The organism is Puia sp., assembly GCF_035546395.1.
Classification (GTDB): Bacteria; Bacteroidota; Bacteroidia; order Chitinophagales; family Chitinophagaceae; genus Puia.
In genome coordinates this window covers 21,169-46,349 of sequence record NZ_DASZXR010000015.1, presented here as the reverse complement: position 1 = coordinate 46,349, position 25,181 = coordinate 21,169, and the positions used below count along the sequence as shown (strand labels likewise).

The following is a 25,181-nucleotide window of genomic DNA, read 5'->3' as shown; positions in this document are numbered from 1 at the left end:
GGGAATGAGTGTACATACAAAAGCCTTTTTAGACCGAACGATCGCCCCACCGATAAAAGATGCCATTGAGTTTGAGCTGAGCCTGCCGCCTTATCGCCGGCAGACCTTGACCAATGGAGTGGAAGTATATGCCATCGACCTGGGAAATGTGGATGCAATGATGGTCAGCTGGATCTTCAATGCAGGCAACAGCTGGGAAACAAAAAAAGGGGTCGCCGCCGCCGTCAACCACCTGTTGAAGAACGGCACGTCCAACCGCAGCGCCTTCGCTATCAACGAACACTTCGAATATTACGGAGCCTGGCTCAACCGAAGCTCGCACCATGAGACCGCGGATGTTACCCTCCACTGTCTTAACAAACACATCGGCGAGCTGCTGCCGGTGGTGGCCGAGCTGATCACCGATTCGATCTTCCCGCAGGAAGAATTGGATATCTATAAAAAGAACGCCCAGCAACGTCTGCAGGTGAGCCTTAAGAAGAGTGATTTCGTCGCCGGCCGGCTGATCGACGCCTATCTCTATGGCCCGGCACACCCTTACGGCGTGTATATGGAGCAGGAGGATTACCAGCAGCTGCAGCGGGACGACCTCGTGGCCTTTTATAAGCAACAATACCTCGGGGGCGCTTGTCGCATTCTCATCGCCGGGAAGCTGCCCGCGGATATCCTCGACCGGCTGGAGGCGTCCTTTGGCGGGCTGGCCATTCACGCCCCGGAAAAGAACATCGCACTGCCCGCACCCGCCATCATCCCCGCTGCGCAGAAAAAATACAATATCGTCAACGATCCGAACGGGGTGCAGGGCTCGATCCGCATTGCCCGCAATTTTCCGAACAGGCATCACCCCGACTTTCAAAGGGTCCAGGTGCTGAACAATGTCTTCGGCGGCTTCTTCGGGTCCCGGCTGATGGCCAATATCCGTGAAGAGAAAGGCTATACCTATGGCATTTACAGCTATCTCGTGAACAATATCCAGCAAAGTGCGCTGGTGATCAGTACGGAGGCCGGAAAGGAGGTTTGCGCGCCGGCTATCGCCGAAGTATATAAGGAAATGGACCTGCTGCGGGAAGAGCTGATCGACGAAGAGGAATTGCAGATGGCGCGGAATTTCGCCATCGGGACCATTCTCGGCGACCTGGACGGTCCCTTTCACGTGGCAAGCCGCTGGAAGAACATCCTGCTCAACGGGCTCGACGGCCGGTACTTCGACGAGGGAGTCCGGATCATCAAGACCATCGGCCCCGAAGAACTGCGGGAACTGGCGCGGAAATACCTGAAACCCGAGGATTTCTTCGAGTTGGTAGTGGTATAAAAAAGTGGAATTCGGTTGAATATCCGTAAATTCAACAAAAGATTCGCATGAATTTCCTGCTGCGCATTTTGATCACAGCGGTAGTTGCTTTTGCTTTGTCTTCTGTTCTAAAAGGTATTTATTTTGATGACTTCTGGACGGCGATCGTGTTCTCGCTCGTACTGGCGGTGCTGAACTTCTTTTTGAAGCCGATCCTCATTATCCTTACTCTTCCATTTACCATTCTTACTTTAGGCCTTTTTCTTTTTATCATCAACGCGCTGATCGTCTATTTTGCCAGCGATCTCGTGCGGGGTGTTCATGTAAAGAGTTTTGGTTGGGCATTGCTGTTCAGCCTTCTTCTTTCGTTGCTGACCTCGCTGTTGTACAAAGATCGGGATCGGGAAGAAAGGAGAAGATAAAAATCATGCAGGATGCACTTTGAACGAAAAACCTATAGCAACGAAGAACTGATCCATCTCTATAAGAGCCTTTTACTGCCCCGGATGATCGAAGAGAAGATGCTGGTCTTGTTGCGTCAGGGTAGGATCAGCAAATGGTTTAGCGGTATCGGCCAGGAAGCGATCGCTGTTGGCGCTACCCTGGCCATGGATCCCGCGGAATGGATCCTTCCGCTGCATCGCAACCTGGGCGTATTCACCAGCCGCGGAATGCCCCTGTCGAAGCTGTTCCTTCAATGGCAGGGAAGCCCGGATGGATACAGCAAAGGACGCGAAAGAAGCTTTCATTTCGGCAGCCGCGAACACGCCATCTGTGGAATGATCTCCCATCTCGGCCCACAACTGGGCATAGCCGACGGCATCGCTTTGGCGTATAAATTACAAAAGACAAACCGGGCCGCATTGGTGTTCAGCGGCGACGGCGGCACCAGCGAGGGCGATTTTCACGAAGCCCTCAACGTAGCGTCGGTCTGGGACTTACCCGTCATCTTCCTCATCGAGAATAATGGATACGGCCTGAGCACACCCGTCTCGGAACAATACCGGTGCGAAAGCCTGGTCTATAAGGCCGAAGGATATGGGATGGAAGGCATCCGCATCGAGGGCAATAATGTCCTCACCGTCTATGATACGCTGCGGGGTATCCGCGAATACTGTATCAAATACCAGCGGCCTTATCTCGTGGAATGCATGACCTTTCGCATGCGCGGACACGAAGAGGCAAGCGGGATCAAATACGTTCCGCAAGACCTGATCGAGGACTGGTCCAAAAAAGACCCCATCGTCAACTTCGAGAATTTCCTGCGCGAACAAGGGGTGCTGGATGACCGGCAGATGGAAGACATCCGCGAGGCGACCCGGCAAACCATCGAGTCGGAATTGAATCTTGCCGCCGGCCCCATCGTTATCCATCCCGACGAGGAGGAAGAGCTGGCCGATGTCTATGCGCCGGCGCCGTTCCCCGGCGAAGCGCCATCGGTGGAGGGGCCGGAGAAGCGAATGATCGACGCCATCAGCGAAGGTCTGGACCAGTCGATGCTGCGGCATGACAACCTTGTCCTGATGGGTCAGGACATCGCGGAATACGGCGGCGCCTTTAAGATCACCGAAGGACTGGTCCATAAATATGGGAAGAGCCGCGTACGCAATACCCCGCTGTGCGAAAGCGCCATCGTAGGCTCCGCACTGGGGCTCAGCCTCGAAGGCTATAAGAGTGTGATGGAAATGCAGTTTGCGGATTTTGTGACCGTAGGTTTTAACCAGATCGTCAACAACCTCGCCAAGATCCACTACCGCTGGGGACAGGCTGCCGACGTGGTGATCCGAATGCCGACCGGCGCCGGGGTGGGAGCGGGCCCCTTCCATTCCCAAAGCAACGAAGCCTGGTTCATGCATGTCCCCGGCCTGAAGATCGTCTATCCCTCCAACCCCTACGATGCCAAAGGGCTCCTTACTGCCGCGATAAACGATCCCAACCCGGTTCTTTACTTCGAACACAAGGCCTTATATCGCAGTATCAGCGGCCCCGTCCCCGAGGACTACTATGCGCTGGAGATCGGGCGAAGCAGGATAGTACAGGATGGCGACGATCTGACCATCATTACCTACGGCGCCGGCGTCCACTGGGCATTGGAGTACTCAGCCGCGCATCCCGACCTCTCGATCCATATCCTCGACTTGCGCACGCTTTTGCCGCTGGATTACACGGCAATTCAGGAATCGGTCACGGCCACCGGTAAAGTGTTGGTTTTACATGAAGACACCCTGACGGGCGGTGTAGGCGCGGAGATCGCCGCGTGGATCGGCGAATATTGCTTTCAATGGCTGGACGCCCCTGTGCTGCGGTGCGCATCGCTGGACACCCCCATTCCCTTCAATGGCGCCCTGGAGAAGAACTTCCTCGCCAGCGCCCGGCTTCATGAATACGTAGAAAAGTTGTTGCAATATTGAAAACTCGAAAGGACCAAACTAAAAATGGGCCACAGGCCCATTGCCCGAAGGGCAATCATTAGACGGTTTGCGCCGAAGGCTTAAATTTATCGAAAAGCCGCAGGCGCAAACCAACTCGGGCAAGTTTTGCACGATAAATGCACAGTTCTTGGAAAATAGTGGAAAGAATACTTATCTTTATATAAATAGGATAAGGTTTAATGGTTATGGAACTGATTAGGGCGACCTCCCCAGAACTGGGAGGTTTTTCCTTTTTATGGCAGGACAGTCCGGAGGCCTGTCGACCGAAGGGCAATAATTATTCTGCTTTGTCCCCCACGAACCACTGCTCTTTATTTCTGAAAAGGACATTGAAAGTCGTGAACGACCCGTAGATCCGCGTTATATATTGTTGCAGATTGACCTTCTCTTCATCGCTTAATCCCTTGTGTCCATTGATCTGTTGCTCCAGCACCCGCAGTCGATCGCGGGCCATCACGATCTTATGAAAGAACACATCGATCGGCACCTCTTTCGCCTTGACGGATTTATCCCCCGGCTGCAGCACCATCATCCCTCCTTTCCATTTTTCACCCAACGGCACGACTTCGGAGAGCCCACCCCACAGGCGGAGAATGCCCAGCAGACTCCGCTCGACCTCCGACGACGTTTCCACTTCGACGGTGACATTCTCGGGGAGGATCTCATCCAGATGCGGATCATCCTTTTTGATCTCCTTGACGCCATGATGAATAAAAGAAATAAGATAATCGGCGTAGCGAACGCCGACGATCACCCCGGGCCCGAACTGTGTATGCTGCAACCGGGTCCCAATGCCCAATGTCAGTTGATCCATATAGTATGATATGAGTTGTTTACGGGCGATCTTTCCGGTCCTTCTGCCATTCCTGGAAGGCCAGCTTGATATAGTCGTACAGATCGTAGTCCGTGGCCCGTTTGCAGAAGTCGTAGGAAGGACGGTAGCGCACCATAAAGCTATCCAACTCATCGCCCTGCAGCCGGGTGATCTTCAATACGACACTCCGGTTGAAACGGTAATCGACAAAACCATCCTTCTCTTCGTCCACGAGCCGCCGTTGAAAGGCTAGCGATCGCCGGGTCTTGGCCCGATTGAACATATCGATCAGCTGGTTCAGATCGATCCCAACCCCCGCTCCTCCATCGGTGCCGGTCGTACTGCTTACTTTGAACCCCGGTTTTTTATAGTTGAAGTATTTGGCATAGTCCTGCCGGTTTTGAAGAGAGTCCAGGTGGTAGTTCCGCGGCATGATCCTTACCTCTTTCAGCTCCACCGGGTCCACATGCAGGGCGATGTCGAACCCGCTCAGGGAGTTGATTTTGGCAACAGGGAATTTGGCGGTAGCCCGGCCCAGGTAGGAGAAATAAAGCGAATCGCGGATACTGACCGTGATCACATAGTTGCCGTTGGAATCGGTAGCGGTACCCCGTCCCAGGCTGCTGATGACGCTGACCCCATCCAGCGGCTTGGTGCGATACATATTATACACCGTGCCATGCACCGTCACTTCCTGCCCCCGAGCCCGCCCGCAGAGCAGCAGCATAAGGAAGGATAAGGCAAGCAGTAAAGTTCGATGGGTAGAAAAAGCCATATCTCCGCACATATTACTACCAAAACGGCACATACCAGCGGCCGCACTGGCATTTTTAACGATGTTTTTGCACCTTGATGACCTCCTCAATAATCTTCGGGAAGTGCTCATATTCCAGCAGATGCACTTTTTTTGCCAGGCTCTCGGGAGTGTCGTCCGGCTCGACGATCACCTTCGCCTGGAAGATCGGCTGACCATGATCATACAGCTCATCCACATAGTGAATGGTGATACCGGTTTCCTTTTCGGAATTGGCGATCACCGCCTCATGGACAAACCGCCCATACATTCCCTTTCCCCCGAACTTCGGCAGCAAGGCCGGGTGGATATTGATGATCTTCCCGGGAAAGGCCCGCACCAGCGCCGTAGGTATCTTCCATAAAAATCCTGCCAGCACGATAAACCCGATCTGCCGCGTCTGCAGCTCGCCAACGTACGCATCCCCGCGGAAGAAAGGCTCCTTTTCTATTAATAAGGCAGGAACATGCTCGCGGGCAGCGATATCCAGTACCCCCGCTCCCGGCTTGTTACAAACAACCAGGGCGACCCGGATACCCGGATGATGACGAAAATAATCAATGATCCTGGCCGCGTTCGTGCCTGCTCCGGAAGCAAAAATGGCGATCTGTTGCATGCGCAAAGCTACGGCCGCAAATGGTTTCATACTGCGAATGTTAGCCGCAATTTTGGTTGACAATACTATGACAGAAGGTCATAGCGATTTGACGTAATTCGCTGAAACCCACGCCCAGAGCGGGAAAAAAAAATTTCAGCATGTTGATATAATGTTAAAATCCTGACTTATTTTTGCAACCTGTTAAGGAGATTTTTCCACATTTATACAACCTTTTGTATATATGACCAACCATAGACCAATAGTCAGACAGTTAAAATTCACTATCCTCCTCCTCTCTCTGGTTTCGCTAGGCAATAGGTTGTTTGCACAAGATGGTAAGGCGCTTTTTCAGACGAACTGTGCTTCGTGTCACAGCCCGATCAAGCAGATCATCGGACCTGCCCTGCAGGGTGTGACCACCAGAGTGACGGACCAGAAATTACTCTATGATTGGATCCACAACAACACGAAGGTTCTCGCCTCGGGGAACAAGTACTTCACGGACCTGTACAACCAGTTCAACAAGACCCCGATGAACACCTTCCCCAACCTGAGCGATGCCGACATCAAGGCCATCCTCGGGTATGTGGAAACGTACAAGGCGCCGGTCGCAACGACCACCGGCGGCTCCGAGCCCGGCAGCGCAGGAGCAAAAGCTGAGGAAAGCGATAACACCCTCCTCTACGGCATCCTCACGCTGATCCTCGCGATCATCATGTTCGTCCTCCTCCAGGTCAACTCCAGCCTCAAGAAGATGTCCGACGATAAAGAAGGCATCCCCGCTTCCGAGCCGGTTCCCTTCTATCGGAATAAAGTGTATATCGCCCTGGTCGTCCTCGTCCTGTTCGTCCTCGGCGGCTACTGGGTGGTGCAAGGGGCCATCGGCATCGGCCGCCAGCAAGGCTATCAGCCCGAACAACCCATCTTCTATTCCCATAAAGTACACGCCGGCATCAACCAGATCAGCTGTCTGTACTGTCATAGCAACGCCCTCGACAGCCGCCATGCCACCGTTCCGCCGCTGAACGTTTGTATGAACTGTCACGCCGCGATCAACGACTATACCAAGGGCCCCAAGCTGTTCCGCGAAGACGGCAGCGAGGTGGACGGTACCGCGGAGATCCAGAAACTCTACAGCTACACCGGCTACGACCCCAAGGCTCAGAAATACGACCTCGCCAAAGCAAAGCCGGTGGAATGGATCAAGATCCACAATCTTCCCGACCACGTATTCTTCAGCCACGCCCAGCACACCAAGGCCGGCCAGGTACAATGCCAGACCTGCCATGGTCCGATCACTGAAATGGACGAAGTGAAGCAATTCGCTCCGCTGAGCATGGGCTGGTGTATCAACTGTCACCGCACCACCAAGGTCAACTTCCCCGACTCCGCCGGGAACAATGGCAACAAATTCTACAGCATTTATGACCGGTTCCACAAGGACCTGAAATCAGGCAAGATGGACAGCGTGACTGTCGAGAACATCGGCGGTACCGAGTGCCAGAAGTGCCACTATTAATCTTCTACCCCCTCCGCCAGGCGGAGCACCAATAAAGTATAACATCTCAAATATGAGCGACAAAAAGTACTGGCAAAGTTTCGGAGAGCGCAATAACAGCGAAGCGTTTCAGAAATCTAAATCGGAAGGGAATGAGTTCAATGAGAGCTTGCCCCTCGAAGGCCTGGATGATAAAGGATTGCTCGATGCCAAACATCCCCGCAGGGATTTTCTAAAATATCTCGGCTTTAGCACGGCCGCCGCTACTCTGGCTGCCTCCTGCGAAATGCCCGTTCGTCATGTTGTTCCCTATCTCAATAAGCCCGACAACCTCATCCCCGGCGTCGCCGATTACTACGCTACTACCTATGTAAACGGTGGCGACGTCGTTTCGGTTGTCGCAAAGGTCAGAGACGGCCGTCCGATCAAGCTGGAAGGGAATACCCTTTCCTCCCTGACCAAGGGGGGTACCTCCGCCCGGGTACAGGCTTCCGTGCTCGATCTTTATGATATGGCCCGCCTCCGCTTCCCGGTTCAGATGACCGACGGCAAACCGAACGAGGTCAGCACCTTCGAAGCCTTTGATAAAATGGTCGGCGATGCGCTGACCTCCGCGGGTGGTCCCGTGGTCCTTCTCACCAGCACCCTCACCTCCCCCACGACCAAACAGATCATCACCGAATTCCTCGCAAAATATCCAGGTAGCCGTCACGTCCAATACGACGCCGACACCTACAGCGGCATGCTGCTGGCCAACGAAGCTACCTACGGCAAACGCGCCATCCCCACCTACCGCTTCGACAACGCCAAGGTGGTCGTCTCCCTTGGCGCCGACTTCCTCGGCACCTGGCTGACTCCGGTGGAATTTGCCCGTCAATGGTCCACCAATCGGAAGGTCAGTGCGAAGAACCCCGAGATGAGCAAGCACTACCAGTTTGAAAGCCTGCTCTCGATGACCGGCGGCAGCGCCGATCAGCGGTTTACCCATCGCCCCACCGAGACCGGCGCCATCGCGCTGGCCCTGTTGGCCGAACTGGGCGGCTCCGGAGTCGGTTCCGTCCCGGCTCCCGCCCTCTCCGACAAGCTGAAGGCCGGCGTCAGGAAGGTCGCAAAGGACCTGATGGACAACAAGGGCAAGGCCCTCGTCGTCTGCGGCAGCAACAACCCGAACATCCAGATCGTCGTCAACGCGATAAACGAAGCCATCGGCGCCGGCGGCTCCACCATCACCTGGGGCGCCCCCATACAGGTTCGCCAGGGCATCGACAGCGAGATGAACACCCTCGTCGCCGACCTCAACGATGACAAAGTTGGCGCCCTGCTGGTCTATGGAGTAAACCCGGCTTATGATTATTATGACGCCGAGAAATTCAAGGCCGGCCTCAAGAAAGTAAAAGTCTCCGTTAGCTTCAACGATCGCCTGGATGAAACGACCGAGCTGACGAAATATGTCCTGCCCGCACCGCACTTCCTCGAAAGCTGGGGCGACGCCGAACCCCGGACCGGCTATTTCTCCTTTATTCAGCCGACCATTGCTCCCCTGTTCAAGACCCGCCCGTTCCAGGATTCTCTCCTGAAATGGACCGGCAATAATACCACGTACGAAGACTATCTCAAAAAATACTGGATCGGCAAGCTGGGCAGCGTAGAAGCCTGGGAAAAAGCCCTGCAGGACGGCGTCGTCGAACCCGCAACCGAACCGACCGCCAACGTATCTTTCAGCAACGCAAAGCTCGCCGATGCGGCCGGCGCTATCTCTTCCATCAAGAAGGGCGGCAAGTTCGAGATCGTGCTCTACCAGAAAGTTACCATGGGTACCGGCGCACAGGCCAACAACCCCTGGCTGCAGGAAGTCCCCGACCCGGTGACCAAGGCCGACTGGGACAACTATGCCGTCGTATCCCCCAAATTTGCAAAAGACACCTGGAACCTCGACCTCGGCGATCGCCGCCAGGCCGATGGCTATGAGGTGTTCCCCACCAAGCAGGTGATAAAAGTAAAGGCCGGCAACAAGGAGTTGAGTCTGCCCGCAGTGATCATCCCCGGAACCAACAATGAGGTCATCGGTATTGCCGTAGGTTATGGCCGCAACAGCGCCAACCCCGAGAACACCGCCGACTTCATCGGTAAGGCCGCAGCCGGCGTAGGCCAGAACGCCTTCCCCCTACGGACCTTCAACGGGACGACGGTTGACTGGCACTTCGCCGACGGAGATTTCGAAAAGACAAAAGATACGTTTAAAGTCGCCCAGACCCAGACGCACAACACCTACGAAGGCCGTACGGAAGTGGTCAAGGAGCTGACCCTCGATACCTTCAAAAAAGAGCCCGCGTTCGTAAAGAACGAACGGGAGGAAGAGTTGAAGCCGTTTGGCGGTATCGAAAAATTCGAAGAACAAGGCACGCTCTACCCGATCTACGACAAGCCCGGCATCAAATGGGGCATGTCGATCGACCTGAATTCCTGCACCGGCTGCTCCGCCTGCGTGGTAGCCTGCTATGCGGAGAACAACGTGCCCATCGTCGGAAAGAGCGAAGTGCTTCGCTATCACGACATGCACTGGCTGCGGATCGACCGGTACTACACTACGCCGTCCAACAACCTGGACAGCGCCGAAGACGTACAGGTGATCTTCCAGCCGATGCTCTGCCAGCACTGCGACAACGCACCCTGCGAGAACGTTTGCCCGGTCAACGCGACCAACCACAGCTCCGAAGGCTTGAACCAGATGATCTACAACCGGTGTATCGGAACCCGCTACTGCGCCAACAACTGTCCTTATAAAGTTCGCCGCTTCAACTGGGCCGACTACACCGGCGCCGACAGCTTCCCGAATAACCAGGATCAGAAAACCGTAGGCAAGCTCGACCCGGCCGTCTTCCAGATGAACGACGATCTGACCCGGATGGTGCTCAACCCCGATGTCGTGGTCCGCAGCCGCGGTGTCATGGAAAAGTGCAGCTTCTGCGTACAGCGTCTGCAGGATGGTAAGCTCAAGGCAAAGAAAGAGAACCGTCCGCTCGCCGATATGACGGATGTTCAAACTGCTTGCCAGCAGGCATGCCCGACGAACGCAATCGTCTTCGGTAACGTCAACGATAGCAAGACGAATATCAGCTCGACCCGTGCCGAGAACATGGACCGGCTGTACTACGTCATCGAAGAGCTCCATACCTTACCCAATGTCAATTACCTGGCAAGGGTTCGCCATACGGAGGTCGCTTATGGCGCATCCGAAGCAGAAAAGGAAGAAGCAGCAACAGAAAAGCATTCGTAGATAAAAACAACAACAGCAAAAAGCTCAACATATTAATTATGGCAGCTCCTTTAAGATACGAATCACAAGTAAGAACACCGCTGGTTGTAGGTCAGAAGGATTATCACCAGGTTACGGAAGATATTGTACGGCCCATCGAAGCGGCCCCGTCCAAACTCTGGTGGATCGGCTTCCTGATCAGCGTAGCTTGTCTTTTATTCGGCGTCTGGTCCGTCACCGAGCAGGTGATCTACGGTGTGGGCCAGTGGAACCTACACAGAACCATCGGTTGGGGTTGGGATATCACCAACTTCGTCTGGTGGGTCGGTATCGGTCACGCAGGAACCCTGATCTCCGCCATCTTGCTGCTGTTCCGTCAGGGCTGGCGTACCGGGGTGAACCGCGCAGCGGAGGCCATGACCATCTTCGCCGTTATGTGCGCGGGCCAGTTCCCGATCTGGCATATGGGTCGCGTTTGGTTGTGCTTCTTTATCATGCCTTATCCCAACACCCGCGGTCCTCTCTGGCCCAACTTCAACTCTCCCCTTCTCTGGGACGTGTTCGCAATCTCCACCTACTTTACCGTTTCGCTGCTCTTCTGGTATTCGGGTCTGATCCCCGACATCGCCACCGTCCGCGACCGGGCAAAAGTAAAATGGCGCAAACTGATGTATGGCGTCCTTTCCTTCGGTTGGACGGGTTCTACCAAACACTGGCAACGTCATGAAGCGTTGTCCCTCGTCCTGGCAGGTCTGAGTACCCCGCTGGTTCTTTCGGTACATACCATAGTATCCTTCGACTTCGCTACCTCGGTCATCCCGGGCTGGCATACCACCATCTTCCCCCCTTACTTCGTCGCGGGCGCCATTTTCTCCGGGTTCGCGATGGTGCAAACCCTGCTGCTCGTCAGCCGGAAGGTGCTGAAGCTGGAAGAATACATCACACTGGAACACATCGAGGTGATGAACAAGGTCATCGTGCTGACCGGCTCCATCGTGGGCATCGCCTACCTCACCGAGCTGTTCGTCTCCTGGTACGGTCAGAATAAATTTGAAAGCTGGGCCTTTGCTCAAAACCGCGTCAACATCTTCAGCCCCTACGGCTGGGCCTACTACCTGATGATGGGCTGTAACGTACTCTCGCCCCAGATCTTCTGGTTCCGAAAGATGCGCCGCAACCTCACCGTCACCTTCTTCATGTCCGTGATCGTGAACATCGGGATGTGGTTCGAACGGTTCGTGATCATCGTCACCTCGATCTACCGCGATTACCTCCCATCCAGCTGGGCTACCTATTACGCCCCGAGCATCTGGGAAATAGGCTTCTACATCGGAACATTCGGGCTGTTCTTCACCTGTTACTTCCTGTTCTCGAAATTCTTCCCCGTGATCGCGATCGCGGAGATCAAGCATATCCTGAAGAAATCCGGCGAATCCTACAAAGACAATATGGGCAAGCTGGAAGAAGAACCGGTCGAAGAATTTGCACATCAATACGCACATGCGCATTAAAAGCTAATTAAGTATGGCAGTTAAAAAATTTGTTGTAGGCATTTTTACAGATGAAGAGGTGCTCTTCCCGGCGATAAAAAAGGTTCGCTCCGCAGGATATAAGATCCATGACGTCTATACGCCCATGCCCATTCACGGGATGGATCATGCGCTGGGGCTGAGAGAAACCAGCCTGCATACGGCCGGCTTTATCTATGGCATCACGGGTACCACCACCGCCCTGAGCGGCATCGGCTGGGTCTTCAATAGCGACTGGCCCGTCAACATCGGCGGTAAATCGCATTTCGATCTGCCGGCATGGATACCTATTACGTTCGAGCTGACCGTTTTGTTCTCCGCAGTCGGGATGTTCCTCACGTTCCTCTATATCTGCCAGATGGCCCCGTTCGTCCGTAAACACCACTTTAACCTGCGCAGCACCGACGATCAGTTCACCATGGTCGTCGAATGCACGGAAAAGAGCAACGAAGAAGAGATCAAGGCCTTCCTGCAGGGCGCCGGTGCTACCGGCATCAACACCCAGGTCGCCGAGACCGGCTGGTGGCTGGGCCGCTATGACAAAGACAAAACCCCATTCGAACACAAAGGAGCAACTTTAGCGTAAGAGCCTAAGAATAGCATTATGAAAAAACTCATTATCTTATCGTCCATAGTAGTAGTTGCGGCAACAGGCGTCATCAGCTGCGGCGGCATTCAGCGCGAGCCGGGAAAGATCTATATGCCGGATATGGCCTATAGCCGGGCGTATGAGACCTATGCGACCACCGAAGAGCAAAAGGCGGAACTGCTGAAGCAGGGCATCCATTTCAGCAATGTCCCCGTGGCCGGTACGATCAAGCGTGGCGAGCTCCTGCCCTTCCTGATCGCCAAGGACGCACCCGGCGACAGCACCAACTATGTCGCATCGAAGGCGGTGAAGAATCCCCTTACCTCGATGGATACGGTGGAAGCAGAACGGCTTTACCTGGTCAACTGCGCTATCTGCCATGGACCCAAGCTGGACGGCAACGGCCCGCTTTACAAAGGCGGAGACGGTCCCTTCCCCGCCAAACCTGCGACGCTTGTGGGTGATGCCAAATATGAAGGAATGCCCGAAGGACAGATGTATTATTCCGTCACCTATGGTAAGAACAAGATGGGCAGCTATGCTTCCCAGTTGAGCACGACGCGTCGTTGGATGGTGATAGCGTATATAAAGTCGAAGCAGGCAGCATCGCATCCCGCCGCCAGCAAAGAGAGCGGAGCCACGATCGTCGACACAGTCGCAAAAAAATAATTTTTTCTCTTTTAAATACATTGTTGAATGTCATCCATTAAAGAACATTTTCAGATACCCGGCCGATACAAGCAATGGTCATTGGGGTTAATGGGCGTCGGTGTGCTGTCCCTGATCATCGGATTCTTGCTGTACGGTCACGACAATCAGGGTGCGCGCTTTTGGGCTGCCCTGCTGCAGAACAGCGTCTACTTCCTGCTGATCGTCAACGCCGCCATGTTCTTCTTCGCCGCTACGACCCTGGCAATGGCTGGCTTTCAACTCTCGTTCCGCCGGGTCACCGAGGCAATCGCGGCCTGCACGATCCCGCTCGGCATCATCACCTTCATCATCTTCCTCTGTTTGATATTCGGCGGAAAGTCCGCCATCTATGAATGGCTCGATCGCGACCACGTGGCAAAGGACGCCGTCCTGAACGGAAAGAGCGGCTTCCTCAGCGTTCCCTTCTTCCTGGTCTGGTCGATCCTGACCATCGGCCTCTGGGTCTTCCTCGGCTGGAAACTCCGCCAGATCTCCCGCAGCATTGACAACACCCCGCTCAGCGTCGCCGAAGGCAAGAAATATATCTTCAAGAACTCGATCTGGTCGGCGCTCTTCATCGTGTGGTTCGGTCTCACCGTCGCCTCGGTAACCCCGTGGCTCTGGCTGATGAGCCTCAACGCCCACTGGTTCTCCACGATGTACAGCTGGTACACCTTCGCCGGCACCTTCGTCGGTGGCCTTGCACTGATCACCATCTTCGTTATCTATCTCAAGAACCAGGGCTACCTGGAATATGTCACCCAGGAACACCTGCACGACCTCGGTAAGTTCATGTTCGCCTTCTCGATCTTCTGGACCTATGTCTGGTTCGACCAGTTCATGCTGATCTGGTATGCGAACATCTCCGAAGAGACCGTCTATTTTCAACCCCGCCTTAACGGGGCCTATGCCGGGATCTTCTATTTGAACTTGATAATCAATTTTGTATGCCCGTTGCTCATCTTTATGACCCGGGCCTCCAAGCGCAACTACGCCACGGTAACTTTTATGTCCGTACTTTTGATCTTTGGTCACTGGCTGGATTTTTACCAGATGGTCTTCCCGGCCGAGCATATCTCCCCTGACCACGTGCCCCTCAATCTCTTCGACTTCGGCATCGCACTGGGCTTCGTAGGATTGATCATGTGGCAGACCGGACAAGTATTGAGCAAGTATCCCCTGCTGGCAAAAAACCATCCTTTCCTGAAAGAAAGTATTATCCACCATACTTAAAACTTGTTTAACTATCATGTCAACTCTTTTTCTGTTACTGATCCTGTTGTTAGGCTTCCTGATCACCTTCCAGATAGCAAAAGCAAGCGAGTATGTGGGCGTTCTGAAGGGAGAGAAGAAGAACTTCGAGCAGCATAACCGCATCAATGGCTTCCTGATGATCGTCTTCCTCGTATTGGGGCTCATCGGTGTCTACTATTGCAATGAGCTCTATCGGGGCAAGATCCTTGGCGAGTCTGCTTCCAAGCACGGCGAAGAGATCGACAGGATGCTCTATATAACCATCGCCATCACGGGCGTCGTATTTGTCATCACCCAGATCCTGCTTTTCTGGTTCGCCTATAAATACCAGTATTCCGAGAAGAGAAAGGCGCACTACTTTCCTCATGACAACCGGCTCGAAGTGGTCTGGACCGTGGTTCCCGCAATCGCCCTTACCGTGCTTGTCGGCTTCGGTCTCTTCTACTGGTTCCGGATCACCGGCGAAGCTCCGGCAGACGCCCTGCAAATTGAGGTCACCGGCAAACAGTTCGGCTGGATCTTCCGCTACCCCGGTCATGACGCGACCTTCGGCAAGAAATATTATCAGAACATCAGCGATAAGGACAATAACTCCCTCGGCCTGATCTGGGATGACGCCAATACGCACGACGACGTCGTCGTCAACAATGAAATGTATTGCGTGGTCAATCGCCCGGTAAAGCTGATCATCGGCAGCCGCGATGTGATCCATGACGTAGGTCTGGTATACTTCCGCCAGAAGATGGACGCCGTACCCGGCACACCGACGACCTTGTGGTTCACGCCCAAGTTCACCACCGAGGAAATGAAGAAAAAGCTGGGTAATCCCGATTTCGAATACGAAATTTCCTGCGACCAGATGTGCGGGAAAGGTCACTATACCATGCGCGGGGTTATCAAGGTGGTATCGAACGAAGAGTTCCGGCTCTGGCTGGCCAAGCAGAAGCCCAATTACGTGATGGTGATGGGCGATAAGGCTGCACCTGCCGCTCCTGCCGACTCCACCAAAACCACTGCTAAAAACTAAGACGTATCCGATTAAAAAATATTGAACATGAGCAACGAAGCAACCCTACACGGACATCCAGAGGTGGTAACAACACACGAGGCGCATCTTGACGAGCATGGCGTTCACCACCATAAGGAGACGTTTATTACGAAATATGTGTTCAGCCAGGACCACAAGATGATCTCCAAGCAGTTCCTCATCACGGGGATGATATGGGCGATCATCGGCGGGTTGATGTCCGTTTTGTTCCGGCTGCAGCTCGGCTACCCCGACGCGCACTTCCAGTTCCTCGAAGATATCCTCGGTAGTCACTGGGCCAAGGGCGGCCAGATCCAACCGGAATTCTATTATGCGCTGGTGACCATGCACGGTACCATCCTGGTGTTCTTCGTGTTGACGGGAGGCTTGAGCGGAACTTTTGCCAACTTCCTGATCCCCCTGCAGATCGGCGCCCGCGACATGGCGTCGCCGTTCCTCAACATGCTCTCCTACTGGTTCTTCCTGATGGCCAGCATCGTGATGCTCTCCTCGCTGTTCATCGCCACCGGCCCGGCCAGCGGCGGATGGACCTCCTATCCGCCCTTGAGCGCACTTGGCGATGCCTCCGAGGGATCGAAGACGGGTATGGACCTTTGGATCATCTCCATGGCCTTGTTCGTCGTGTCTTCCCTGCTCGGCGGCCTGAACTATATTTCGACCATCCTGAATATGCGTACCAAGGGGATGAGTATGACCCGCCTGCCGCTTACCATCTGGGCGCTGTTCTTCACGGCCGTCCTCGGGGTGCTGTCCTTCCCGGTCCTTCTCTCCGGCTTTATCCTGCTGCTGTTCGACCGTCACGGCGGCACCAGCTTCTATCTTTCCGACATCTTCCTGACCGAGACCAATAAAGCCCTTCCCAATGAAGGCGGTAGCGCGATCCTCTACCAGCACTTGTTCTGGTTCCTTGGTCACCCCGAAGTATACATCATCATCCTCCCGGCGATGGGCCTGGTATCGGAGGTCATGTCCGTCAATGCCCGCAAACCCATCTTCGGCTATATGGCCATGGTCGGCTCGCTGTTCGCGATCGCGATCCTCGCCTTCCTGGTATGGGCGCACCATATGTTCGTGACGGGTCTGAACCCCTTCCTGGGCTCCGTGTTCGTCCTGCTGACCCTGCTGATCGCCGTTCCCTCCGCGATCAAGGTCTTCAACTGGCTGACGACCCTCTGGCGCGGGAATATCCGGTTCACGCCGGCCATGCTCTTCGCCATCGGCTTCGTAAGCACGTTCATCTCCGGTGGTCTGACCGGTATCTTCCTCGGTAACTCGACACTGGATATCCAGCTGCACGATACCTATTTCGTCATCGCCCACTTCCATATCGTAATGGGGGTATCGGGTATCCTCGGAATGTTCGCCGGTATCTATCACTGGTTCCCCAAAATGTACGGGCGTTATATGAACAATACGCTGGCCTATATCCACTTCTGGGTCACCCTGGCCGGCGCCTATCTCATCTTCTGGCCCATGCACTACGAAGGGTTGGCCGGGATGCCCCGCCGCTATCTGGACTACTCCCAGTGGATCTCTTTCAACCAGTTCGGCGGTCTGAACCGGTTCATCTCCACGGTGGCCATGATCACCTTCGCCGTTCAGCTGCTGTTCGTCTTCAACTTCTTCTACTCCATATTCAAGGGCAGAAGGGTGATGAACCGCAACCCTTGGGGTTCTACCACACTCGAGTGGACGGCCCCGATCCGGCCCGGTCACGGCAACTGGCCCGGCGATATCCCCGAAGTACACCGCTGGCCTTATGACTACGCCAAGGACGGCAGGGATTTCATCCCCCAAACCGAGCCGCTGGGCGCCAACGAGAGTGCACACTAATGAAAAGCTTTCGATGCCCTGGTCAAAACCAGGGCATCGAACAAATAATGAATTGATGGAGGAGACTGTGAAGCAACCGAGTTCTTTAACATTTGCCGGCAAATTGCAGGATTACAAACTGCTGATCAAGTTCAACCTTAGCTTCATGGTCGTGTTCTCCGCCCTGATCAGCTATTTGCTGGCGCCGAAAGTAAAGGAGTTCGATTGGGCGTCCATCGGCCTCTTCTTCCTTGGCGGCATGCTGGTCACGGCCAGCGCCAACACGATCAACCAGATCGTGGAGAAGGATACCGATGCGCTGATGAAGCGCACGGCCAACCGGCCCGTCGCGGCCGGCCGGATGAGCACCCAGGAAGCCGGGACCTTTGCGGTACTGGCGGGAATAGGTGGCATCCTTCTGCTCTGGCACTTCAACTTCCTCACGGCAGCCCTGGCAGCCTTCAGCCTTTTTCTCTATGCGTTCGTTTATACGCCGCTGAAAAAGGTCAGCTCCATCTCCGTGCTGGTAGGCGCCATCCCCGGAAGCCTCCCCTGCCTGATCGGCTGGGCGGCAGGGAATGACGATCTGTCCGTCGGCGGCTGGGTCCTTTTCGCGCTGCAATTCTTCTGGCAGTTCCCCCATTTCTGGGCGATCGCCTGGATTGCACACAAGGACTATACCGCAGCCGGATTCAAGCTGCTGCCGTCCAACGAAGGGCCGACAAAATACTCCGCCATCCAGGCTATCACCTACTCGCTGTTGCTGATCCCGGTTGGCGTCCTGCCCTATTTCGTCGGCGGCGACAACGGCGGAATGAGCGGCATCGTCGGCCTGATGATCGTGGCGATCGCCAACCTGGCAATGGTCGCGCAGTGCGTTCGGCTGTATAGGGAAATGACAGTAAAAGCGGCGAGGAGAGTGATGTTCAGCAGCTATATCTATCTGCCCGTGGTATTATTGGCGCTGCTGGCGAATAAGGCTTGAACCGCCCGAAGCGGTTCGTCCAGAAGGAATATAACTATGGAAATTGTGAACGAACAGAGAAAGAAAATACATCCCCATAAATTCACGTTATGGGTGGCTTTGGGAAGCATCATCATGATGTTTGCCGGGCTGACCAGCGCCTATGTCGTAAAGCGCGACCAGCCGGGCTGGACCAGCTTCTTCATCCCGAAAGCCTTCTGGTACTCGACGGCGGTGATCCTGCTTAGCAGCCTCACCATCCAGATGGCCCTGAAGTCTTTTAAGCATCGGGAGATGCTTCGCTACCGGAACCTGATGAGCGTTACGGCCGCGCTGGGGATCGTTTTTGTGTTGCTGCAATGGGTGGGCTTCCGGACCATCTGGGATTCGGGGATCAACTTTCACGGATCGGGCGGAGGACAGTTCTTGTACATCATCGCAGGGCTTCACGCGGTACACGTAATGGGCGGGGTCGTTCCGCTGCTGATAATGGTGGGGAAAGCCTATGCGACAAAGACACGCAGCTACAACAGCATACCCGTGGAGATCATGAGCACCTATTGGCATTTTGTCGATCTGCTCTGGCTCTATCTGTTCATTTTCTTTATGGCGATAAAATAGAAAACTTAGTATTGTTTAAATAAATTTGCAAATCAACTAAAATCTCAACATGGCACAAGCAATACCGGCAGGTCAGAAATGGTGGAGTGGCGGGAAAAGCCCCTTCAACGTAGAGTATGGGAAACTGATGATGTGGTATTTTCTGATGAGCGATGCCTTTACTTTTGGTGCTTTCCTGATCTCTTATGGCACGATCCGGTTCTCGAGCAACAGCTGGCCAGACCCCAATGAAGTCTTCCGCGCCTTCCCCCTCATGGGTGGCTTACACCTTCCGTTGGTATTTGTGAGCCTTATGACCTTTATCCTGATCATGTCCTCGGTAACGATGGTTCTCGCGGTAGCCGCAGGCCATGCCGGCGATCAGAAAAAGGTGACTTTCTATATGATCCTGACCATCATCGGCGGCCTGATGTTTCTCGGTTGCCAGGCCTGGGAATGGACGCACCTCCACGGCGAAGGCGCCTGGTGGGGCCGGAATCCTTTCCCGAACATCAACGGGTCAAAGGCTTCTACCAACTTTACCAACTTCTTCTTTACCATTACGGGTTTCCATGGCTTCCACGTATTCTCGGGAGTGGTGATCAACTGCATTATGCTGATCAAGAACCTTCGCGGCGATTTTGCGAAGAGAGGCCATTACCTCATGATCGAAAAGGCCGGCCTGTACTGGCACTTCGTCGACCTGGTATGGGTATTCGTGTTCACCTGCTTCTACTTACTCTAACACATCTAAACTGATTGATATGTCAAACGTCGATACCACTACGAGCCACGGTCACGATAACGCACACGCCCAATTCGACACCAGGCCGATCTGGCGTACCTTCTGGATCCTGCTCGGGATCACGATGGTAGAGCTGTTACTGGCTACCATCCACCTAAAAACGGGATTCCCCCCCAAATACGTCCTCAATGGCGTCTACCTGATCCTCACCTGTGCCAAGGCCTTCTATATCATCGCCGAGTTCATGCACCTGCGTCATGAGATCAAGAATATGATCATGACCATCGCGGTGCCTGCGCTCCTCTTCGTCTGGTTCGTCATCGCCTTCGTTACCGATGGCAATTCCTACCGGGAACTGCGTAACCGCTATGACAAATACCAGCTGGAGCAGAATGACAAGAAGGTCGCACCCGAAGGCGGCGAACACGAAACTCCGGCCGTCAAGCCCGGCTCACCCGAATAATGTTCGTTAAACTAAATAGCAACCATCGCCGAAGGCGATGGTTTCGTATTTTTGTGGAATGAACAAGAAAGGCTGGTTGGCCGTCTGTATCGCGGTCGTGATACCCCTCGGCTTTTACCTGGTGGCCAGACAATATGGTGTGGCGATGCCGGGACACTATTTTCCCGATTCTGTCGTCACCCACATGAAGGACGGCAAGGAAGTCAACGACACCATCTGGCACAGGGTCGCCAATATCCGGCTGCAGAACCAGCTGGGCGATACCGTCTCCCTCGACTCCCTGAAGGGCAAGGTTATCATCATCGATTTCTTCTTTACGCACTGCGCCAGCATCTGCCCGATCCTGACCCGCAATATGCGGCACCTGCAGGATGCGTTAAAGCTAAAGGACTATAGTAAGCGCATCGATACCACGTTCGTCAAGTTCATTTCCCTTACCGTCGATCCCGAGCACGACTCGCCGCCCGTAATGAAGCGATATGCCGATCGATATGGCGTCAATTCGGACGTCTGGTGGATGCTCACCGGTCCCAAAAAGACGATCTATGATTTCGCCCTGAACGAGCTTAAGCTGGGCCTGCAGGACAGCGTCAGCGTGGACTCCAATTTCGTCCACACCGACTATGTCGCCCTGCTCGATAAGGACCGCGTGATCCGCGGCTACTATCACGGCACCGACACGGCCGCCATGGCAAAGCTCGGCGACGATATCGTCTTTATCATGCTGGAGAAAGACAAGAAGCGCAAATCCACCGCCTTCGACGAGCTGAGGCCGCTGGTGATCCCGATCATCGTGATCCTGCTGGGGACGATTGCCGCTGTAGTATATTTTAACAAAAAGAAACTATCGTAGTGTATGAACCCAAATGTTCCTTTGACGAAAAAGAATTACACCAGGGCGATCATCGTCGTATCCATCGCGATCCCCGCCGCGGTGGCGTTCCTCATCCTCGGTCCCCAGGCGAAGATCGACCTGGGCTTCAACACCCACTCCCTGCCGCTGTTCCATGCGATCCTCAATAGCAGCACGGCGATACTGCTGCTGGCCAGCCTTTATTTTATCCGGCATGGCCAGGTCGTGGCGCACCGCCGCGCCAACTGGACCGCGGTGATCCTCAGCGCCGTCTTCCTCGTCTCCTATGTCCTCTATCACGCCACCAACCCTTCGACCCGTTTCGGCGACCTGAACCACGACGGCCTGCTGAGCGACCCGGAAAAGCAACAGGCAGGGTCGTTGCGCTATATCTATTATTTTATCCTCTCCTCACATATCCTTCTCTCGGGGATAATCATCCCTTTTGTCCTCTTTACCATGCAACGCGCCTACCAGCAGAAATTTGACAAACACCGCAAGCTGGCGAAGATCACCTGGCCGCTGTGGTTGTATGTCGCGGTCACCGGGGTCGTGGTGTATGTGATGATCAGTCCGTACTACTAAAGTTCCCTGGCCGGGTCCCAAAACAGCCGCCCGAAATCCACCACCTGGTTGTCCCTGACGATAACTCCATCCTTTTCCAGCAATTGCTGCATCCGCTCCGGCGGATTGTAATGATGTCTCCCGGTAAGCAGGCCGTTGCGATTGACGACACGGTGCGCCGGAACCGGCGGAGTCGCATGATGCGCCGGGATCATCGCCCACCCTACCATCCGGGCCGATAGTTTCGTTCCCAGCGCCGCGGCGATCGCGCCATAGGAGGTGACACGGCCCTTCGGGATCTGCCGCGCGACGGCATGCACGAGCTCGAAGAAGGACTCGTCGCGGCTGCCGGAAGGCTTTATAGCCTTGAGGCGATCGCCCGCTGCACCCGGGGTCTTCGCCTTATTTTTTTTTCTCGGTGTCGCCATTTGATTTTCGCTGTTCGAGGAGCTGCGATCGGCGCGGCTCGCCGACCCGCTCATAGTCGTAGGGACAATGCATACAGCCGTTGCCGCAGCAATAGCCCCGTTCCAAAAGATATTTCTCCGTCAGGACCATCAACCCCTGGTCATTATAGTAATAATCGATCCCCTCAGTCGGCGGCATCCTCTTTCCGTTTTTTTGAAGAATGGATCCTGGCCGGTCGCAGCGGTGTCTCGGGAGTCGGCTCTTCCTCCTTTATCCGCGTCAGCAGCCGCCCATCCAGATCGGGCAGCGGTTCCACCGGCAAAACAAAAGAAAGATAATGCACCCGCTTGCTTTGGGCAATGTCGAGGCTTTCATAGTGCGTGGTGATTTGAAGTTCCGGCGAAGGCGTCCCCGCATGCACATCGTCGATATCCTCGAGCAGCGTCAACCCATACATCGCAATCACCCATTGAGTGAACGTATAAAGCACCGGCGAATCGGTCTTGAGGCGAATGATGCCCCCCGGCGCCAGGATCTGCTGATAGAGCCGGAGAAAACGGGGATGCGTGAGCCGCCGGGTGGCCCTGGATTTCCGCAGTTGCGGATCGGGGAAGGTCATCCAGATCTCGCTTACCTCGCCCGGCCGGAAATAGGTCGCGATCTTGTCGATATGCGTACGCAGGAAGGCGGCATTGGTCAACTTCTCTTCGAGCGACCGCTTGGCGCCGATATAGATGCGGTTCCCCTTCATATCGACTCCGAGAAAATTCCGGTCGGGATACATCCGGGCCAGTCCAACCGTATACTCCCCCTTACCGCAGGCCAGTTCCAGCGTCAGCGGCTGATCGTTCTTAAAGAATACCCCCCATTGACCTGCCATGCCATCGGGATACTGCAATACATTGGGAAACGATTTGATCGCCTCAAAGCGGATGAGTTTTTTCTGGCCCATAACAAGAGGCGAATTTACGAAATGGCCAGTCGTTTTCCTTAGTTTTTACTCGGGATAGGGGGGGTTCCGCAAAGCTTCGAATGGACCTCATCGAGGTGGGCCTCGCCCGCAGCAATTGCTTCATTAAACTTCCTGGCGGCGGCCATCGTGCCCCGGTCTAAGGCCCGGTTGTATTTGTACCAGTGCCATTTCTGCCTCCAGGGAATACTGCCCGCCTCCAAAAGCAACTTTATCCTTGACAACTTTTGCCTTAGAGTGACCACCGGTATGGCCGGCCGCTGTCCAAAGAATTTATAAAAATGATAGTGGAGGGTAAACGACTTCTTAAAGGTGAATTCTTCGTTCTGGCTATGATAATGGTATACAGTAGCTGCGGAATTGAATACCAGCGTATACCCCGCCAAAAGCGCATCCTTTGCCCACAAGGCGTCCTCCGCAAACGTTGTCTTACGGAATGGCAACTTCAAAAGAACTTCCCGCCGGTACAAGGCAGTGACGTCATCCCATCCACAAGCTTCTCTTTGCCTGTCCGGATCAAGCTTGTTGAAATCTTCAGGATCGGGAAAAGAATATCTTATTTCACGCGGGGCATCCACCGGCCTATACCAGCCAATGGGGTTCTTGTCGATATCATGAGGGATCACCTGCAAACCGCAAACGCCGGCAACCTTTTCATCAGTAAAACCGGATAACAGCGTCTCGATCCAGCGATTGTTGGTGGCAACAGCGTCGCCGACGGTGAGCAGCACAAATTCGGAGGAGACTGCCTCGACACCAAGCTGCCGGGTTAGGCCATGATTGAACTCGGAAGAAGGGATCTTTATGACCCGAACCAGCTCATATCGTTCCAGGATTTCGAGGGTTCCATCCGTACTGCCCGAATCGACCACGACGATCTCCTTTACCGGCACGGTCTGAGAGAGAATGCCATTTATGCATGCGGCGATCTTTTTTGCCTCATTCCTTACAGGGATGACAACGGAGATCGAAGGAAAATGCTGATCCATATTCGGCTAAATAAGTTTCGTCCAGGCCGGAGGCATATTTCTGAGGACTTCGATATTCTCAAATTTCTTACCGGTTCTGGGACCCTTCGCCCTGGCATCCTCGACCATCCTTTTTATTCCGTCCCGCAAGGTGATATCCTTGATCAGGTGACCAAAATAACTCTTCACCTTGCTATGATCCGAATAGGCATGAAGCACCTCGTTCCTTGCCTCCAGGAAAACCAGCTGCTCCGAAACTCCGAAACAGTCGCAAACGATGGTCGCCAGTTCTTTTACCGTATACGGGACGTCCGCCCCGATATTGAAAGTGTGATTGTAAGCCGAATTGTTCTCGATGCTTGCTGCAATGATCGGAGCGACATCGTCGATATGGCTGAATGCCCGGGTCTGCATTCCGTCTCCAAACAAGGTCAATTTCTTCCCCTGCATGATCTGGTTCATAAAGATCCCAACGACATTGCGATATGGATCGCCGATATTCTGGCGCTCTCCATACACATTGTGAGGACGGAAGATGACATAGTTAAGGCCAAACATCTCATGTGCCGCCTTTAGGTCCATTTCCACCGCAAATTTGGCAATGCCATACGGATCTTCGGGAAGCGGAGTCTGATCTTCTGTCATCGGCAACTGGTTCTTCCCATACACAGCTATGGAAGAGGTAAAGACAAAACATTTTACCGATCCGGTATTGACCGACGCATTGATCAGATTGATGCTCCCGATGAGGTTGTTATTATAATTGAACCTCCGTATAAAATGACTCAATCCTTCGGCGGCATAGGCTGCCAGATGAAATACATATTGAAACTGATATTCCGCGAACAGCCGGTTGATCAAGTCAACATCATTGATGGAGCCCCGGATAAATGTACACGACGGATTTACATTGTCTTCAAAACCTCCCGAGAGGTCGTCCAGGGCAACGATCGAATAACCGGAATTGACCAGGTGGTCACAAACATGAGAACCGATAAAACCTGCCGCACCTGTAACAAGGATATTATTGTTCATAGAAAGT

Annotated in this window: 25 protein-coding genes; 17 read left to right on the top strand and 8 right to left on the bottom strand. The window is 54.1% G+C overall.

The window, feature by feature from the left end; translation table 11 throughout:
* Positions 1 to 4: 4 nt before the first annotated feature.
* Genes VHE34_RS18145 through VHE34_RS18135 form a run of 3 tightly spaced genes read left to right on the top strand, consistent with a single transcriptional unit; the run spans position 5 to position 3,702 of the window.
* Positions 5 to 1,312: a pitrilysin family protein gene (locus tag VHE34_RS18145; RefSeq protein WP_325590276.1), complete on the top strand. Its 1,308-nt coding sequence runs from the start codon at positions 5 to 7 to the stop codon at positions 1,310 to 1,312.
* A gap of 47 nt (positions 1,313 to 1,359) precedes the next feature.
* On the top strand, positions 1,360 to 1,713 hold the full coding sequence (locus VHE34_RS18140; protein WP_325590275.1) for a phage holin family protein: 354 nt from the start codon (positions 1,360 to 1,362) through the stop codon (positions 1,711 to 1,713).
* A 12-nt stretch (positions 1,714 to 1,725) separates the two neighbouring features.
* Positions 1,726 to 3,702: a dehydrogenase E1 component subunit alpha/beta gene (locus VHE34_RS18135; RefSeq protein WP_325590274.1), complete on the top strand. Its 1,977-nt coding sequence runs from the start codon at positions 1,726 to 1,728 to the stop codon at positions 3,700 to 3,702.
* 298 nt (positions 3,703 to 4,000) lie between these two features.
* Here VHE34_RS18135 and VHE34_RS18130 read toward each other — a convergent pair whose 3' ends face one another.
* Genes VHE34_RS18130 through VHE34_RS18120 form a run of 3 tightly spaced genes read right to left on the bottom strand, consistent with a single transcriptional unit; the run spans position 4,001 to position 5,976 of the window.
* A complete protein-coding gene (locus VHE34_RS18130) occupies positions 4,001 to 4,537 on the bottom strand; it encodes a hypothetical protein (RefSeq protein ID WP_325590273.1) in 537 nt (178 codons plus the stop codon).
* A gap of 19 nt (positions 4,538 to 4,556) precedes the next feature.
* A complete protein-coding gene (locus tag VHE34_RS18125; RefSeq protein WP_325590272.1) occupies positions 4,557 to 5,312 on the bottom strand; it encodes a carboxypeptidase-like regulatory domain-containing protein in 756 nt (251 codons plus the stop codon).
* Between the two features lie 55 nt (positions 5,313 to 5,367).
* On the bottom strand, positions 5,368 to 5,976 hold the full coding sequence (locus VHE34_RS18120; RefSeq protein WP_325590271.1) for a phosphoribosylglycinamide formyltransferase: 609 nt from the start codon (positions 5,974 to 5,976) through the stop codon (positions 5,368 to 5,370).
* Between the two features lie 193 nt (positions 5,977 to 6,169).
* Between VHE34_RS18120 and VHE34_RS18115 the strand changes: the two genes are divergently transcribed.
* From VHE34_RS18115 to VHE34_RS18050, 14 genes are read left to right on the top strand one after another with little or no spacing between them, the layout of a single operon-like run.
* Complete coding sequence (locus VHE34_RS18115) at positions 6,170 to 7,447, top strand: c-type cytochrome (RefSeq protein ID WP_325590270.1); 1,278 nt, start codon at positions 6,170 to 6,172, stop codon at positions 7,445 to 7,447.
* A 52-nt stretch (positions 7,448 to 7,499) separates the two neighbouring features.
* The gene (locus tag VHE34_RS18110; protein WP_325590269.1) at positions 7,500 to 10,703 is read left to right on the top strand and encodes a TAT-variant-translocated molybdopterin oxidoreductase; all 3,204 of its coding nucleotides are present in this window, start codon (positions 7,500 to 7,502) and stop codon (positions 10,701 to 10,703) included.
* A 38-nt stretch (positions 10,704 to 10,741) separates the two neighbouring features.
* Positions 10,742 to 12,193, top strand: a complete 1,452-nt coding sequence (gene nrfD, locus VHE34_RS18105; protein WP_325590268.1) for an NrfD/PsrC family molybdoenzyme membrane anchor subunit — start codon at positions 10,742 to 10,744, stop codon at positions 12,191 to 12,193.
* A 13-nt stretch (positions 12,194 to 12,206) separates the two neighbouring features.
* Positions 12,207 to 12,797 carry a DUF3341 domain-containing protein gene (locus VHE34_RS18100; RefSeq protein ID WP_325590267.1) on the top strand — a complete coding sequence of 197 codons (591 nt, stop codon included), beginning with the start codon at positions 12,207 to 12,209 and terminating at the stop codon, positions 12,795 to 12,797.
* Positions 12,798 to 12,815: 18 nt separating this feature from the next.
* Complete coding sequence (locus VHE34_RS18095) at positions 12,816 to 13,469, top strand: cytochrome c (RefSeq protein ID WP_325590266.1); 654 nt, start codon at positions 12,816 to 12,818, stop codon at positions 13,467 to 13,469.
* A gap of 27 nt (positions 13,470 to 13,496) precedes the next feature.
* Positions 13,497 to 14,723: a quinol:cytochrome C oxidoreductase gene (locus tag VHE34_RS18090; RefSeq protein WP_325590265.1), complete on the top strand. Its 1,227-nt coding sequence runs from the start codon at positions 13,497 to 13,499 to the stop codon at positions 14,721 to 14,723.
* A gap of 16 nt (positions 14,724 to 14,739) precedes the next feature.
* Complete coding sequence (locus VHE34_RS18085) at positions 14,740 to 15,771, top strand: cytochrome c oxidase subunit II (protein ID WP_325590264.1); 1,032 nt, start codon at positions 14,740 to 14,742, stop codon at positions 15,769 to 15,771.
* A 27-nt stretch (positions 15,772 to 15,798) separates the two neighbouring features.
* Positions 15,799 to 17,625 (top strand): cytochrome c oxidase subunit I, encoded by a 1,827-nt coding sequence (locus VHE34_RS18080; RefSeq protein WP_325590263.1) that lies wholly within the window; start codon positions 15,799 to 15,801, stop codon positions 17,623 to 17,625.
* A 55-nt stretch (positions 17,626 to 17,680) separates the two neighbouring features.
* A complete protein-coding gene (cyoE, locus tag VHE34_RS18075; RefSeq protein ID WP_325590262.1) occupies positions 17,681 to 18,589 on the top strand; it encodes a heme o synthase in 909 nt (302 codons plus the stop codon).
* Between the two features lie 36 nt (positions 18,590 to 18,625).
* Positions 18,626 to 19,189 (top strand): cytochrome c oxidase subunit 3, encoded by a 564-nt coding sequence (locus VHE34_RS18070; protein WP_325590261.1) that lies wholly within the window; start codon positions 18,626 to 18,628, stop codon positions 19,187 to 19,189.
* 49 nt (positions 19,190 to 19,238) lie between these two features.
* Entirely contained in the window at positions 19,239 to 19,913 is a 675-nt protein-coding gene (locus VHE34_RS18065; protein ID WP_325590260.1) for a cytochrome c oxidase subunit 3, read from the top strand.
* Positions 19,914 to 19,932: 19 nt separating this feature from the next.
* Positions 19,933 to 20,376 carry a cytochrome C oxidase subunit IV family protein gene (locus VHE34_RS18060; protein ID WP_325590259.1) on the top strand — a complete coding sequence of 148 codons (444 nt, stop codon included), beginning with the start codon at positions 19,933 to 19,935 and terminating at the stop codon, positions 20,374 to 20,376.
* Between the two features lie 58 nt (positions 20,377 to 20,434).
* Complete coding sequence (locus VHE34_RS18055; RefSeq protein ID WP_325590258.1) at positions 20,435 to 21,229, top strand: SCO family protein; 795 nt, start codon at positions 20,435 to 20,437, stop codon at positions 21,227 to 21,229.
* Positions 21,230 to 21,232: 3 nt separating this feature from the next.
* The gene (locus tag VHE34_RS18050; protein ID WP_325590257.1) at positions 21,233 to 21,814 is read left to right on the top strand and encodes a DUF420 domain-containing protein; all 582 of its coding nucleotides are present in this window, start codon (positions 21,233 to 21,235) and stop codon (positions 21,812 to 21,814) included.
* On the opposite strand, the gene VHE34_RS18045 is transcribed toward VHE34_RS18050, so the two are convergent.
* Genes VHE34_RS18045 through VHE34_RS18025 form a run of 5 tightly spaced genes read right to left on the bottom strand, consistent with a single transcriptional unit; the run spans position 21,811 to position 25,174 of the window.
* Complete coding sequence (locus VHE34_RS18045; RefSeq protein WP_325590256.1) at positions 21,811 to 22,221, bottom strand: MGMT family protein; 411 nt, start codon at positions 22,219 to 22,221, stop codon at positions 21,811 to 21,813. The genes VHE34_RS18050 and VHE34_RS18045 overlap by 4 nt on opposite strands.
* A complete protein-coding gene (locus tag VHE34_RS18040; RefSeq protein ID WP_325590255.1) occupies positions 22,196 to 22,399 on the bottom strand; it encodes a DUF5522 domain-containing protein in 204 nt (67 codons plus the stop codon). The genes VHE34_RS18045 and VHE34_RS18040 overlap by 26 nt, the downstream gene beginning before the upstream one ends.
* Positions 22,386 to 23,153 carry a tRNA (guanosine(46)-N7)-methyltransferase TrmB gene (trmB, locus tag VHE34_RS18035; RefSeq protein WP_325590254.1) on the bottom strand — a complete coding sequence of 256 codons (768 nt, stop codon included), beginning with the start codon at positions 23,151 to 23,153 and terminating at the stop codon, positions 22,386 to 22,388. Before trmB ends, VHE34_RS18040 begins: the two co-directional genes overlap by 14 nt.
* Before the next feature lie 38 nt (positions 23,154 to 23,191).
* Positions 23,192 to 24,160: a glycosyltransferase family 2 protein gene (locus VHE34_RS18030; RefSeq protein ID WP_325590253.1), complete on the bottom strand. Its 969-nt coding sequence runs from the start codon at positions 24,158 to 24,160 to the stop codon at positions 23,192 to 23,194.
* 6 nt (positions 24,161 to 24,166) lie between these two features.
* Entirely contained in the window at positions 24,167 to 25,174 is a 1,008-nt protein-coding gene (locus VHE34_RS18025) for an NAD-dependent epimerase/dehydratase family protein (RefSeq protein ID WP_325590252.1), read from the bottom strand.
* Positions 25,175 to 25,181 lie beyond the last annotated feature (7 nt).